Source organism: Paenibacillus kobensis NBRC 15729 (assembly GCF_004000825.1).
Taxonomy (GTDB): Bacteria; Bacillota; Bacilli; order Paenibacillales; family Paenibacillaceae; genus Paenibacillus_T; species Paenibacillus_T kobensis.
The window spans coordinates 1-14,063 of record NZ_BILZ01000050.1; the positions used below are offsets into that span (position 1 = coordinate 1).

General features: G+C 53.4%; 10 protein-coding genes. 9 read left to right on the forward strand and 1 reads right to left on the reverse strand.

All coding sequences use genetic code 11. The annotated features are described in order from the left end of the window. From PKO01S_RS22200 to PKO01S_RS22225, 6 genes are all read left to right on the forward strand, one after another. On the forward strand, positions 1-894 hold an 894-nt coding region (locus tag PKO01S_RS22200; protein ID WP_127533635.1), incomplete at its 5' end, for an aromatic acid exporter family protein. Positions 895-935: 41 nt separating this feature from the next. Then, positions 936-1,955 (forward strand): LacI family DNA-binding transcriptional regulator, encoded by a 1,020-nt coding sequence (locus PKO01S_RS22205; protein ID WP_127533636.1) that lies wholly within the window; start codon positions 936-938, stop codon positions 1,953-1,955. 133 nt (positions 1,956-2,088) lie between these two features. Continuing rightward, positions 2,089-3,261 (forward strand): alpha/beta hydrolase-fold protein, encoded by a 1,173-nt coding sequence (locus tag PKO01S_RS22210; protein WP_127533637.1) that lies wholly within the window; start codon positions 2,089-2,091, stop codon positions 3,259-3,261. 103 nt (positions 3,262-3,364) lie between these two features. Beyond that, positions 3,365-4,261, forward strand: coding sequence for an alpha/beta hydrolase (locus tag PKO01S_RS22215; RefSeq protein ID WP_246070684.1), 897 nt, complete (start codon positions 3,365-3,367; stop codon positions 4,259-4,261). A 254-nt stretch (positions 4,262-4,515) separates the two neighbouring features. Continuing rightward, on the forward strand, positions 4,516-5,082 hold the full coding sequence (locus PKO01S_RS22220; RefSeq protein WP_127533638.1) for an outer spore coat protein CotE: 567 nt from the start codon (positions 4,516-4,518) through the stop codon (positions 5,080-5,082). Continuing rightward, positions 4,991-6,844 (forward strand): putative amidoligase domain-containing protein, encoded by a 1,854-nt coding sequence (locus PKO01S_RS22225; RefSeq protein ID WP_127533639.1) that lies wholly within the window; start codon positions 4,991-4,993, stop codon positions 6,842-6,844. Before PKO01S_RS22220 ends, PKO01S_RS22225 begins: the two co-directional genes overlap by 92 nt. 67 nt (positions 6,845-6,911) lie before the next feature. Here PKO01S_RS22225 and PKO01S_RS22230 read toward each other — a convergent pair whose 3' ends face one another. After that, the gene (locus PKO01S_RS22230; RefSeq protein WP_127533640.1) at positions 6,912-7,604 is read right to left on the reverse strand and encodes a hypothetical protein; all 693 of its coding nucleotides are present in this window, start codon (positions 7,602-7,604) and stop codon (positions 6,912-6,914) included. Positions 7,605-8,193: 589 nt separating this feature from the next. Between PKO01S_RS22230 and mutS the strand changes: the two genes are divergently transcribed. From mutS to PKO01S_RS22245, 3 genes are all read left to right on the forward strand, one after another. Further along, positions 8,194-10,962: a DNA mismatch repair protein MutS gene (gene mutS, locus PKO01S_RS22235; RefSeq protein ID WP_127533641.1), complete on the forward strand. Its 2,769-nt coding sequence runs from the start codon at positions 8,194-8,196 to the stop codon at positions 10,960-10,962. Positions 10,963-11,028: 66 nt separating this feature from the next. After that, positions 11,029-13,263, forward strand: a complete 2,235-nt coding sequence (mutL, locus tag PKO01S_RS22240; protein WP_127533642.1) for a DNA mismatch repair endonuclease MutL — start codon at positions 11,029-11,031, stop codon at positions 13,261-13,263. After that, positions 13,260-14,054 carry a class I SAM-dependent methyltransferase gene (locus tag PKO01S_RS22245; RefSeq protein ID WP_127533643.1) on the forward strand — a complete coding sequence of 265 codons (795 nt, stop codon included), beginning with the start codon at positions 13,260-13,262 and terminating at the stop codon, positions 14,052-14,054. Before mutL ends, PKO01S_RS22245 begins: the two co-directional genes overlap by 4 nt. Positions 14,055-14,063 lie beyond the last annotated feature (9 nt).

The following is a 14,063-nucleotide window of genomic DNA, read 5'->3' on the forward strand; positions in this document are numbered from 1 at the left end:
CCGCCGTTATCGGCGGGTATATTTGCGATATTAGGCGTCGAAGTCACAAGGATGAAGGGTGTGCAAAGCTCGCTCATCCGTTTCGTGGCTTCTGTTCTTGGACTATTTCTGGCATCGGTATTATTTGAAACGTTAGGCTACGAGATATGGACCGTATCTTTATTCATTCTCGTCACGTTCCCGCTGTTAGCGCGGTTCCAGTTGAAGGACGGTATCGTTACGTCTTCGGTCATCGTATTCCATGTATTTGACCACGGACACGTAACGCCGGAGCTGATCGGCAACGAAGTGATGCTCCTGATGGCCGGACTCGGCTGGGCGACGATTATTAATCTTCTCTACATGCCGGCGGAAGATAAGAAGCTCAAGCAGATGCGTGATGAGACGGAGCAGTTGTTCACCAGCCTATTCGAGCAAATTGCCCGCACGCTGCGCGATACGTCTTATGTCTGGGACGGCCGTGAGCTGCTCGATGCGCATCGGGCGATCGAGCAGGGTATGCGCCGCGCCGCTGTCAGCCGCGAGAACCGTTTCGGCCGCGGCGGACGGTACTGGGAAGTGTATTTTGTTATGCGCAAGGATCAATTGGAGTCTATCCAGCAAATGCTCGTGCTGCTAGCATTCGTCTATGAGACGTTGCCGCAGGGCGGTCAGCTTGCCGACGTATTCGAATCACTCGGCGATGATGTCAAATCGGATGTGTACGAGGGCAATGCGGAACGGCAACTGGAGGATCTGGAGCAGCAATTTCGTTCGATGGAACTGCCTAAGACGCGGCAAGAATTCGAAGTCCGCGCGTCTTTGTATCAAATGTGCAGGGAGCTTCACCGGTATCTCGAAGTGGCGAAGCGGAATAAACGAAAAAAACCGGAGCTTCGCAGCGGCACCATATAAGCATGATTCGGTTAATCCGGTAAAAGGACGGTTGACATCATATGGCTAGCTTGAAGGAAATTGCGCAAGCCGCAGGCGTATCCATCGGAACGGTATCGGTCGTTCTGAACGGCCGGGCGGATGAATTGAGAATCGCGAAGCAGACGCGGGACCGGATATTGGTTGTTGCGAAAGAACTGGATTACCATCCGAACGTAGCGGCGCGAAGACTTCGGAAAGCCGGAGAAGGAAGCCGGCCGACGATCGCCATCTTTTGGGCGAATGATTTTCCGAGTGAACTGCTGGGCCGATTCTTCTCGGGTATTCAACACAGTATTTTGAACAAGGGCATGCAGTGCGAAATGATCGTGCAGCCATTCCGACCTTCCGAGCTGCATCTTGCGAAGCAGCTGGCAACGGACGATCTGTGCAACGGTGCGATCCTTACCGGCATATCCGACGAAGATCTCCGGTTCCTTGAAGAGGCTGAGCTGAAGATTCCTGTAGTCGTCTTCAATCGGAGATTGGACAAGTACAGCTCCTTCTATGTCGATGATTATGAGGCGGGACGCAAGGCGGCAGAACTGTTCGCAGCATCAGGCCGCCGCCATGCCGGACTCATCGCCCCTGATGTCGAATCCAGTTCGATCCTGCTTCGTTGCAAAGGTTTTCTGGAAGGCTGCCAGTCGTTAGGTCTGCAAGTTCTGCCGGAACATGAACGGTATGCCGTTCTGAATATGGGCGGCGGACAGGAAGCGGCTGCAGCGATGTTAGAGGGGCAGCGGCCGGATGCTTTGTTTTTTCCTAACGGGATCATGGCTGTCGGGGCAGTGAGTGCCTTTCAGCGCGCAGGAGTCAGAATTCCGGAAGATCTCGCGATCATTACCTATGGGAACAGCGAACATGAACAATATACGGTCCCTTCGCTCACGTCGATGATTTTGCCAGTGGAGGAGATGGCGAGTTCCTGTTTGGAAATACTGATGGATTTGTTAAAGGGAAGAGATATGAACGTTTCTCGGCTGTACCCTACTCCCGTCATATTCCGTGAAAGTTTCCCGGAGCATAAGTACAAAGTTTAAGGCCGCATATTGCGGTTTTTTTTTGTTTAAAACATGGATTGACAATGGAGGGACTGTCAAGTAAGTTATTAATTAGATAAGCTAAAACGTTTAAGCATAACTTTTTAGCATAATAGCATATAGGAGGCATGCAATGTTAAGCAGTAGGCACGACGATAACCGTTGGAATGCCGCCTATCATTCCCATGCGCTGAGCCATGATCCCGTCGATCGTAAAATCGATTGGTCCAATATGGATCACGAACTGCGGCGAATACCTTATGCCATGGAAGAAAAAGGAGCTGTGAAGCTGGATAACGGGAATATGCGCTTTCACTTTTATGCTCCAGAAGCATATTCCGTCTGGATCGAAGGTTTATGCGGTACCCGGTATGAAATGAGCCCAAGAGGGGACGGTTATTGGTCGGCAGATGTTGCCGGTCTGCCGGCCGGTTTTCATTATCACCATTACAGTGTGAACGGAATCGACACGATAAACATTTTGGCGCCTATTGGCTTTGGAGGATTTAGGCCTATCAATTATGTAGAAGTTCCCGACCCCGAGCAACATTTTTATTTGCTTCGTAACGTCCCTCACGGTACGATTCGCATGGAGCTGTATGATTCGGCCGTCACGGGCAGAACGAGAAACTGCTGGGTTTACACGCCGCCGGGTTATGATGAGCGGCAAGATAAACGGTATCCTGTTCTTTATTTGCAGCATGGAGGCGGCGAGAATGAGACGGGATGGATCTGGCAGGGGAAAATCCATTATATAATGGACAACATGCTGGCAGATGGTTTATGTTCAGAAATGATCGTTGTCATGAATAACGGCTACGCATTCCGGGAGGAAGAGCTCAGTGATTTTTTGCCGGGAGATTTTGATAGCGTTCTCATGAAGGACTGCCTTCCGTTTATCGACAGTAAATACAGGACGCTGACGGATCGGGATTCGCGCGCAATGGCGGGTCTGTCGATGGGAGCGTTCCAGACGCTGCAAACCACCTTCAAGCATCAAGACCGCTTCGCATGGATTGGTTTATTCAGCGGCAGTTTGGATTACAAGGAGAAGGCCGGCTTCGATCATCGTTTGCGGTTCGAGGATGCGGACGCGTTCAATCGCCAGACTCGGCTGCTGTTCGTCTCGATGGGGGAACAAGAGGCTGGCTTTACGCCGATTACGAGTCAAATAGCTAACCTGCGCGAGCAAGGCATACACTGCGAGTTCTATAGCTGTCAGGGCTACCATGACTGGACGGTGTGGCGGAAGAGCGTATATCAGTTTCTGCTCAGGCTGTTTCAGCCTGAGCATGAAAATGAGTAAGGCAGGTTGGATCGCGACGATGAACGTACGAAAGAACCGATTTAGAGTTTCCATTGTTTTTGCCGCAGCGTTATTAATTTTAATCTTAGGAGTGATTATCTACATGGTATCCATGAACCCAAGCAATCAAGAGATGAAGCAACAAGATGAGGAACAAGTGAATAGCCCATTAGAGTCGAGAGTTGTTGAGCAAACCGTTGCAGAAACGGCGGCTGGCGATGAGGTGCCCGTGATCGAGTTGCCGCCGGCAGGATACGATGCCGCTCGAAGCGATATTGAGCACGGTGTTATCACAACGGTAGAATATGACTCCAAGACGGTAGGAAACAAGCGCAACGCACTTGTGTATACGCCGCCGGGTTATTCTGAGTCGAACAAGTATAACGTGCTGTACTTGCTTCATGGCATTGGCGGGGACGAGGAAGAGTGGCATAAGCATGGAAGTCCAGAAACGATTCTTGATAATCTGTATGCCGAAGGCAAGCTTGAGCCGATGATCGTCGTTCTGCCGAATGGCCGGGCTATTCCGAACGACCGGGCGGAGGGTGATCTGTTCGCAGCAGATAAAATAAAGGGGTTCGAAACGTTCGAGAGGGATTTGCTGCATGATTTGATCCCTTATATCGAATCGAACTATTCGGTATTGACAGGCAGGGAGAACCGGGCGTTGGCAGGGCTGTCGATGGGAGGAGGGCAGACCCTCAACATTGGCTTTGCTAATATCGATACATTCGCCTGGATTGGCGCATTTTCGGCTGCCCCGAATACGAAGCAGCCCGAGCAGCTCGTACCCGATCTTACAGCTGCTCAGAAGGAACTGAAAGCGCTGTGGCTGCTGTGCGGCGATAAGGATTCCCTTTTCGATGTAAGTAAACGTACGGTTGCATATTTGGAGCAGATGAAGATTCCCCATGTTTGGCATGAGTACGCTGGCGGGACGCACAATTGGCCGGAATGGAAGACAGGCTTATATTATTTCTCGCAATTGTTGTTTCGCTAAAGGCCATCATACCGGGCTATCCGAAAGCATATAAATGAAACATCAAGGGAAAAGGCCGCTGCTCATGGCGTGAGGCCGGCAGGGATTGGGAGCGGGGCCGCAGGCTGGTTGGTCCGTACATCAGCAAGGCTTGCAATCTATCTAGGCGCAGGTGCCGTGAAATTAAATGAGTTTCCTTACGCTCGTTTAATCAACAAACGCCTATGTCCTGCATACACTTTAAGTGAATGATTGTATGGAGGAGGTTATAATCGATGGCACTTGCAGATAAACAGCTTCAGTATAGAGAGATTATTACGAAAGCTGTCTGCGGCAAAGGTCGTAAGTTTTCCACCGTATCCCATACCGTGACTCCGCCTCATAGCCCCACGAGCATTCTCGGCGCGTGGATTATCAACCATCAATATGAAGCGGTTCGTTCGGGCGACGGTATCGAGGTTATAGGTACTTACGATATTAACATCTGGTATTCCTACAGTAAAAACTCGCAAACCGAAGTTGCGAAAGAAACGGTATCCTACGTGGAGAACGTACCTCTTTCGTATGTAGACCCGAAGCACCGTGCCACGACCGAAGAGGTAGCGGCCGATGCAACGCAGGAGCCGAACTGCATCGAGGCGAACATTTCGTCGAGCGGTTCTAGCGTTACAATTCGGGTTGAGCGCGAGTTTGCTGTAGAGATGGTTGCTGAGACGAAAGTAACGGTAGCTTGCATCCCTGGCGGGCTCGATGATCTGGATGGGAAAGATCTCGATTACGGACTTGGCGACGACGGAGATTACGACGACCTGGATCCGGATCTGCTGGATGATGAAGTGTAAGCCGTCTGGGGGACGGTTTACAATACGATATGCGCCGCATGCGGCGATTACGAGGGCGGCAGCCCTCTTTTTGTTTTTTTTGGGCGGAGGTGAAGGGCGGATGAGTGTGAATGCGGTGCGGCCTGCAAAGGTGTGGATGTGGGATGGCACGCTTCGTGATGCGGACGGCAGTTGGCAGCCAAAGTCTCTAAAAGGTTCGATGAAAACTGCAACTGCCATCGGCGCATGTGATGCCGTCATCGTTGCCGGCGGAGAGCTGCCTCGCCAGCTTTGGGGCGGAATGGATGTTATTGGCAACGAAGGGGCGAATTCCGCAATGGATCCGGTCGGCTGCAGCGGCACTGTTGTCGCACGCTCATCCGCTAATGCGGCTTCCTCCGCAGGATTCTGGACGCTTCTTGCGCCGGGTGCTTCTATTGCACTGCGCGATATGGATGACATCTATCGACGCTGGAAGCGGGCGGGATTGCTCCTTAACAACGATAGTGGAGCGTGGAACCGGACGCTTCGCGAGAAGATTGACGAAACGATACAAGAGGGTTGGCGTGTGTATGCGGTCTCGATTTTTCATCTAGACCCAGTGGCGGTTCGGCGCCTTAACCGTTCGAGTGCTGCTGCATTTCATGGAAAAGGCTCTAGACTGGAGTCCCTTACCGCAATGCAGCAGTATCCGTTGCCGAAGGATGACGATCGTTATTCATACGTTAGCGGGCCGCAGTTAACTCTGCTTCTCGCATCCGATTCTTACCTTAGGCGGGTCGTGCGTATGGCGGTCAGAGCGGTCTATTCGTTAGGTCTTGATGTTGGAGAGGCCATCATTGCTCTTCATGGCAGCGGGCGAACCGCAGCACTATCGGTTGTACAGCCGGTGGACTGGGAAAGCGGAGAACCATCGGTTGCATGGAAAGCCGCTTTCTCGATGTTTCATACGTGGTATAAGGCAGAACGCAACATTAATGAACGTGAATTGAGGAACACGTCCATTCTAATCGGTGCAGATCCAGAGTTCGTCTTGCTCCGGGACGACGGCCGGATTGTACCTGCCAACCGGTATTTTGATCTTGGCGGAGGCACCGGTGCGGATGCGCTTGTCGTCGGCCGTCGAATCGAATATCCGATCGGCGAAGTGCGGCCTGATCCCGCCTCATCTCCGGAGGGGCTGGCTGCTAACGTCCGGCGTCAGCTTATACGGGCGACGTCGCGTGTAAGTGATCATTCGCTGCGCTGGGCGGCTGGGGCGATGCCTGTTGCAGGCGTAGCGCTCGGCGGCCATATCCATGTAAGCGGCGCCGCGCTGACGAGCCGGCTGCTGCGACAATTGGACCGGTACGTCGCTATGCCCGTCGCGATGGTAGAAAGCGATAACGGGCGAGGGCGCCGGCCGCGTTACGGGGCGCTCGGCGATTACCGCCAGCAGCCGCATGGCGGTTTCGAGTACCGGACGCTGCCGAGCTGGCTCGCTTCGCCGTTAACGGCGAAAGCCGCTTTCGCTTTGACTCTGCTGTGTGCGAAGGATACGTGGGCGCTGCCCGTAAGACCGCTAATGCCGGAGCGCGAGGAGGCAGCTTTCTATGAAGGAGACCGCACGGAGCTGCGGGGCAGTCTTGACGCGATCGCCGGTGAGTTAGCCGGCTTGCCGTCCTATGGCGAGTATGCGCGATGGATCGAACCCTTGTTCGAAGCCGCCCACCGGGGCGCCGTATGGGACGAGAGCGCCGATATCCGCCGCAAGTGGCGGGTGGGGTCTTTTTCTCGTGCTTGATGTTGATCTTTGGTTGATGGAAGTGTCTCTTGGCATTGAGTTAAGTGCATGGTTCAAAGCTGTCCGATTAAATTTGCAGCATGCGAACAGCTTTCTCACTGTATCTGTAGCGATGGATTCGTTCACCCGCCTTTAACGGAGTGAGCAATCCATTATTGTGTAATCTTCGCAGCCATTTGCTTGCATGTTCTCGTCGAATACTGAACTCAGCCGCAATAATGGAGGCATCGACAAACGGATGATTGAACACGGCTAAATGAATTAACTGCCTTTCGCGTACAAGGAGTGTAATATCTGCTTCCGGTTTGCCGTACCACTGTCCCAGCATGCTGCGAACAAACCGAATGCACCGGTCTGGGCGCTGCTCCAAATCAGTGACCGAGAAACGTATAGGTTTCCAGCCTTCCATAACGAGTTGATTTTGTCTCATTAAGCCGTCACCGAACTGATAGCGGTCAACGTTCTTTACATGCGGTCCATAACCGTCAATTTCAATCGCGAACCGGTACGGAACACGAACATAGGCTAGATCAATAAACCGCTCTCTTTCGGCATCGTCAATGAATAGGTACTCCGGAAACAAATGATCGAAAGTACCGACAACTGGCCACCACACCTGTTCCAGAAACAGTTTCTCCCCATAACCTATCCCGTTCTCCAATCGGCGAAGCGATTCTCCTTTACGATGTACTCGGTTAGAATCAAGCCATTCCTTTAAATTTTTCTCAAACTCCTCGTTTGCTGTCATGATGCTGCTCATTTGATCAATCCCTTCTTTGTTACTTTGATTTGAACAATCAAAGCGTTATTCATAAAAAAATGCGCCGGAATCAAGGGAATCGTAAATCGATCCCAAGTTCAGGCGCATGCTTTGCGACTTATGGATATTCTCATCCATATTTTACTATTAATAATCTAGTTTGTATAGCACTTGAGAGGTGTTGCGGACATACATATCGGTGTTTAATCGATGAATGAAGTGTCGTCGAGAAAATAAGAGCCCCCAAAGGACACTTATTATCTTTGCACATTGTGACTGAAGTAAATAAGAGTCCCCAAACGTCGCTTAATCGGCAGCAGGGTGGGGTATGAGCAGCGTTCGGCTGGATTAAGAGTCTTTGGAGGTTACTTAATTGGCGAATGGATAGTCGGCGAGGCAGATAAGAGTCCCCAAACGTCGCTTACAATGGTCGCAGGTAGGAGTTGGAGCAGCGTTCGGCTGAATTACCACGATCGAGACGGACACCTCGAAAGCTGCCGGTTCCACTATTCCGTCATGCGGGGCCTATTGTTTCGTGTTATAATGAAGGATAGTGTTTTTAATCCAACTCGTGTACGGAGGGGCGTTCATGACAGCAGCTTATACGCCTATGATGCAGCAATATCTTGCGATCAAGGAGCAAGCGAAGGATGCGTTCTTGCTGTTCCGGCTTGGCGATTTCTATGAAATGTTTTTTGAAGATGCGGTGCTCGCTTCGCGCGAGCTAGAAATAACGTTGACGGGCCGCGAAGCAGGAGGAGCGGAGCGGGTGCCGATGTGCGGCGTTCCCTACCATTCGGCGGACAACTACATTGCTCGTCTGATCGAGAAAGGGTATAAGGTTGCCATCTGCGAGCAAGTAGAAGATCCGTCGGTAGCCAAAGGCGTCGTACGCCGTGAGATCGTGCGCGTCGTAACGCCGGGTACGGTCATGGAGTCGAAGTCGCTTGCGGACAAAACAAACAACTTCATCGTCGGTGCAGACGTTGATGGCGGCCGACTCGGTTTTGCCGCGTGTGATTTGTCGACCGGTGAACTGTACGTTACATCGTTCGCATCAGGCAGCGGGCTGGAAGCACTGCTTGATGAGATTAACGTATATCACCCGGCAGAGATTGTCGGCAGCGTAGAACTTTTGGAGCAATTAAAGCCTCATGCATCGGGCTGGGCGCGGCCGGTCGTGCTGACTCCTCGCGAGCCGATGGCACATGAAGGCGTCGCCGAGCAGTTCGGCGACCAGCAGCTGGAAGGGCTGTCCCCTGAACGGCTGCGTGTCATTGCAACTCTCACAGGCTATCTAGCTGATACGCAAAAAAGGTCTTTCGGACATGTGCGGACGATCCGCCGTTACGAGCCGAACCAATATATGATTCTTGATCCGTTTACGCGCCGCAACCTCGAATTGACCGAGACCGTACGCGACCGGAACAAGAAAGGCTCGCTGCTCTGGCTGCTCGACCGGACGCAGACGTCGATGGGCGCGCGGCTGCTTCGCCGCTGGGTAGACAAGCCGCTGCTAAGCGTTGCCGCAATCGAAGAGCGGTTGTCGGCAGTAGAATCGCTTCACCGCGATCTAATATTGCGTGATGATACGCGCCGCGAGCTTGCGGATATCTATGACCTTGAGCGGCTCGTCGGGCGTGTTGCCTTCGGAAGCGCGAACGGCCGCGATCTGAACGCCCTGAAGTCGTCGCTGCGCCGCGTACCGGCGTTAACCGCCTTGTGCGAAGGAGCAGGGAATGCGACGCTTAGCACGCTGTTCCAAGGAGTTGACAATTGCGCTGATCTAGCGGATTCAATCGAGACAGTCATCGTTGACGAACCACCGGTATCAGTTCGTGAAGGCGGATTGATCCGTCAAGGCTATGACGAGTATCTCGACCGGCTGCGCGAAGCAAGTACGGACGGCAAACGTTGGCTGGCGGATCTGGAACGGTCGGAGCGTGAAGCGACCGGCATTAAGTCGCTCAAGATTGGTTATAACAAAGTGTTCGGCTATTATCTTGAAGTATCGAAAGCCAATCTTGCCGGTTTGCCGGAAGGCCGCTATGAACGAAAGCAGACGCTTGCGAACGCCGAGCGTTTCGTAACGCCGGAGTTGAAAGAAAAGGAACGGCTTATTCTCGAAGCAGAAGAAAAAATGGTGGACCTCGAATACGAACGGTTCGTCGAGCTTCGTGAGCATCTCGCAAGTCAGCTTCACCGACTGCAAAAGCTTGCCGAACGTATTGCGATGCTGGATGCGTATCAGTCGCTTGCAACTGTAAGTGCCGAGCGCCGTTTCGTTCGACCGTCTGTAACAGACGGGTACGACCTCGTCGTAGAAGATGGCCGCCACCCGGTCGTCGAAGCGCTGATGGACGGTGTGCCGTTTATGACGAATGGCACGAAGCTGACGAAAGACAGCCAGACGATGCTGCTCATTACCGGTCCGAATATGGCGGGCAAGAGCACCTACATGCGTCAAGTCGCTCTTCTGTGCGTTATGGCGCAGATCGGCTGCTTTGTTCCAGCCAAGTCCGCCGTATTGCCGCTCGTGGACCGCATCTTTACGCGGATAGGAGCAGCAGATGATTTGGCAGGCGGTCAGAGTACATTTATGGTCGAAATGAAAGATATTCAAGTCATGACCGAGAAAGCAACCGAGAGAAGCTTGGTTATTATTGACGAACTCGGTCGAGGCACCTCGACGAATGAAGGGATGGCCATCGCGCAAGCGGTCATCGAATATGTGCACGATTCAATCGGAAGCAAGGCGCTCGTGTCCACGCATTTTCACGAACTGTCTCATCTGGAGCAGTCGCTGTCTCTCTTGTCCAACGCTTGCATGGCCGTGCGTGAGGATGGCGACAACGTAACATTCCTGCGGAAGTTAGTGCCAGGGGCGGCGAGCTCAAGCTATGGCGTATACTGTGCGAGACTGGCAGGCCTGCCGGATACGATTATCGGCCGGGCGTATGCGCTTCTCGACGAAGATGCCGGTTCTGAACGAAGCGTCACCGCAAGCTATGTTCAAGCAGCAATCGAGCCTCAGCGTGATTATGTCCGAGAAGCGGCAGCGGCAGCAGCATCCGTAACAGCAGTCGTACAATCAGTACTGCCGGAGCCTGCCGAGCAGGAACCTTCCGGGGAGATTGCCGGAGCGGTCGTGCAGTTGTCGATCTTCGGTGACGACGCGGCCAATTCGGCGGCGGATGCTTCTTCCCACGCTGCACAGCAGCCGGATCAAGGGAAGCGGAAGCTTACACCGAAGGCGGAAATTGTTGCGGACAAGCTTCGCAAGCTTGATGTGCTGAACATGACGCCGATGCAGGCGCTTCAATGGCTGAATGAGATGAAGATGAAAATAACGGAATAACGGATTAATACATCTTGTAAGTCCGGCTATGACCGGTTCTTGACATACGCGGGAGGAGAAGTGGCGATGGCGTCCATTCGTGTGCTGGATGAGCAGTTGGCGAACCAGATTGCAGCGGGTGAAGTAGTAGAACGGCCGTCCTCGGTCGTGAAGGAACTTGTCGAAAATGCGGTGGATGCCGGAGCAACGACGATCGATCTGACCATCGAGGAAGGCGGATTGAATCTGATCCGTGTGCTCGATAATGGTGCTGGCATTCATCCAGAAGAGATCGAGACTGCATTCCAACGGCATGCGACGAGCAAGCTCATTACGAGCGCGGATCTGTTCCGCATCGCAAGTCTCGGCTTCCGCGGCGAGGCGCTGCCAAGTATCGCGGCCGTATCGCGAGTAGAATGCATTTCCTCGCAGACAACGGACGGTCTTGGTCACAGACTCGTCATTGAGGGCGGAACAGTGAAGCAACAAGGTCCGGTCAATGCCCCGCAAGGGACGGATATGACCGTTCGCGATTTGTTTTATAATACCCCCGCTCGTTTAAAGTATATGAAGTCTATCCAGACGGAATTAGGCCATATTAGCGATTATATTAATCGTATTGCTCTGGCACATCCGGGTATCGCTTTCACGCTCAGACATAATGGCAATGAGCTGCTGCGGACACCGGGCACCGGCGACCGGCTGCAAGTCATTGCTGCCGTATACGGCACGAGCGCAGCCAAGGCAATGCTCCCGGTAGAAGGTGAGACGCCAGACTACACGTTAACCGGATATATTTCGAAACCGGAATTGACGAGGGCGAACCGGAATGCGATTACGGTTGTCGTGAACGGCCGCTATATACGTAGCTTTCTCGTTAACCAGGCGCTGCTGCAAGGATACCATACGCTGCTGCCGATCAACCGTTTCCCGCTCGTCGCTATTGAAATCGGCATGCATCCGTCACTGCTCGATGTCAACGTTCATCCATCGAAGATGGAAGTCCGCTTCAGCAAGGAGCCGGAGCTCCGCGAGCTGATTGAGCAAGCGGTGCGCAAGGTTCTCGGACGCGACCGTTATATTCCTGAGCCGGCCGCCGGCAAGGAAGGCGAACGGTCAAAGCCGGTGTATGTGCAGGAGCGAATCGCGTTCCACCGGCCGGAACCGGGATTTCCGCCAACTGATATTCCCCGCAGCGGAAGCGGAATCGTCGCATCGCCGCTTCATTCGGCCAGCGGCACAGCGTCTTCGCAGAGAACTCAGGATGACAGCCCTTTGTTCCGTTCTCAGCCGTCCTCCAGCACATCGTTCGGCGGCTTGGGATCGTCGAGAACGCAAGGCTTCGGAACGGGGGCGTCTTCGTCGGGAGGTTTTGCGAACCGGCGTGACGGAGCTGCGTACAGCGGATTGGGAGAACGCCGCGAGAGCGTCCCGGCTGATGCGACCGAGCGGCTATATGCGCCGGCACGCGGGCAAAGCATCGGCATTTTGCGAGAATCGACGACGGACGATTCCGATTTCTATGCGCCAGCTCCGCAGGAGTTGGCATCAGATGAAACGTCTAACAATTCGTTAGGAGCAGCTGGCAGCTTGCAGGATACAATCGCCAGCGGCATGGACGCTGAGCTATCTGTACCATGGCCGACGGACGACGATGCGAGCAGAGAAAATGCTGCGGCCCATGCTGATGTTCAACCTGCGCCGCCTGCAGTCTGCCGTGATCCCGACACCCCTCCGTTCCCGGAGTTGTCGTGGATTGGACAGCTGCACGGTACTTATTTAGTTGCACAGAGTGAAGGCGGCTTGTATATGATCGATCAGCATGCCGCGCATGAGCGCATTCATTATGAATATTATGTCGAGAAATTCGGCCGCCCGCAGCAAGCGTCGCAGCAGTTGCTCGTGCCGATTACGCTCGAAATGACGGCTGGCGATGCCGTTCAATTAAAGGACAAGCTGCCTCTGCTTGCCGAGGTCGGACTTGAATTGGAACCGTTCGGTATGAACACGTTTCTCGTTCGGTCCCATCCGGAATGGCTGCCTAAAGGCGACGAGCAGTCGATCATTGAGGAGATGATCGAGTGGGTGCTTCAGGAGAAACGCGGTGTCGATATCCAGAAGCTTCGGGAGAAATCGGCGATTATGTGTTCCTGCAAAGCTTCCATCAAGGCGAACCAACGTCTCAGCAGGGAAGAGGGAGAGGCGCTCCTTGACCGGTTGGGCGCTTGCATTCAGCCCTATACTTGTCCGCACGGACGGCCGATCGTCGTGCATATTTCAACCTATCAATTGGAAAAAATGTTCAAACGGGTGATGTCATGATCATTACAACGGCAGCGAAGCCGTCAGAAGCGTCGCTTGCGAAAGCGAAGCAGCTTGCGGAGGAGCTGTCCGGCAGGTTGACGCTGCGGCGGGGCCAGACGCTTAACCAGCTGATGGCAGCGGGCAGCGACGACCGGCTGTTGGTCGTCTTAGAGAATGAAATTCGATTTTATGAAGGTTCGACAGATCAGCATCCTCTTTATTATCATCCCAGCATGGCATTCGTGCGGGCCAAGCGGCTGTTAGACGGGGATAAAGATCCGATGATCACATTATCAGGCTGCGAGCCTGGTGATCAGGTTATCGACTGCACAACAGGTTTTGCAGCGGATGCGCTCGTATTCTCCATCGCGGTTGGCCGTGAGGGAGCGGTAACGGCACTTGAAAGCGAACCGGTGCTCCACACGGTTATCCGGGAAGGGCTGCATCAGTATCAGTCCGGCTTGGCTGCAGTGGATGAGGCAATGCGGCGGATCGAGACGAAACTTGCGAATCACACCGCGTATTTGGCTGGATTGCCTGATAAATGTGCCGATATCGTTTACTTTGATCCGATGTTCGAAGAAGCGATCGAGGAATCGAGCGCAATCAGCCCGTTGCGGGCACTGGCGAACTATGGCCGGCTGTCCGATGAGGCCGTTCGTCAAGCCGTCAGAGTTGCACGCAAATGTGTGATGCTGAAGGAGCAAAAAGGCAGCGGCGAGTTCGAGCGGCTCGGCTTTACGCGCTGCCATACGAAGAAAACATCGAAAATTACGTACGGAGTGATAGCCGTTGACGCAGCACGTTAATCAAGCGGA

What these genes read in the sequence shown, in the direction of transcription:
- PKO01S_RS22205 (WP_127533636.1), top strand. Translation starts at nt 936, where the DNA reads ATGGCTAGCTTGAAGGAAATTGCGCAAGCCGCAGGCGTATCCATCGGA.
- PKO01S_RS22210 (WP_127533637.1), top strand. Translation starts at nt 2,089, where the DNA reads ATGTTAAGCAGTAGGCACGACGATAACCGTTGGAATGCCGCCTATCAT.
- PKO01S_RS22215 (WP_246070684.1), top strand. Translation starts at nt 3,365, where the DNA reads ATGGTATCCATGAACCCAAGCAATCAAGAGATGAAGCAACAAGATGAG.
- PKO01S_RS22220 (WP_127533638.1), top strand. Translation starts at nt 4,516, where the DNA reads ATGGCACTTGCAGATAAACAGCTTCAGTATAGAGAGATTATTACGAAA.
- PKO01S_RS22225 (WP_127533639.1), top strand. Translation starts at nt 4,991, where the DNA reads ATGATCTGGATGGGAAAGATCTCGATTACGGACTTGGCGACGACGGAG.
- PKO01S_RS22230 (WP_127533640.1), bottom strand. Translation starts at nt 7,604, where the DNA reads ATGAGCAGCATCATGACAGCAAACGAGGAGTTTGAGAAAAATTTAAAG.
- mutS (WP_127533641.1), top strand. Translation starts at nt 8,194, where the DNA reads ATGACAGCAGCTTATACGCCTATGATGCAGCAATATCTTGCGATCAAG.
- mutL (WP_127533642.1), top strand. Translation starts at nt 11,029, where the DNA reads ATGGCGTCCATTCGTGTGCTGGATGAGCAGTTGGCGAACCAGATTGCA.
- PKO01S_RS22245 (WP_127533643.1), top strand. Translation starts at nt 13,260, where the DNA reads ATGATCATTACAACGGCAGCGAAGCCGTCAGAAGCGTCGCTTGCGAAA.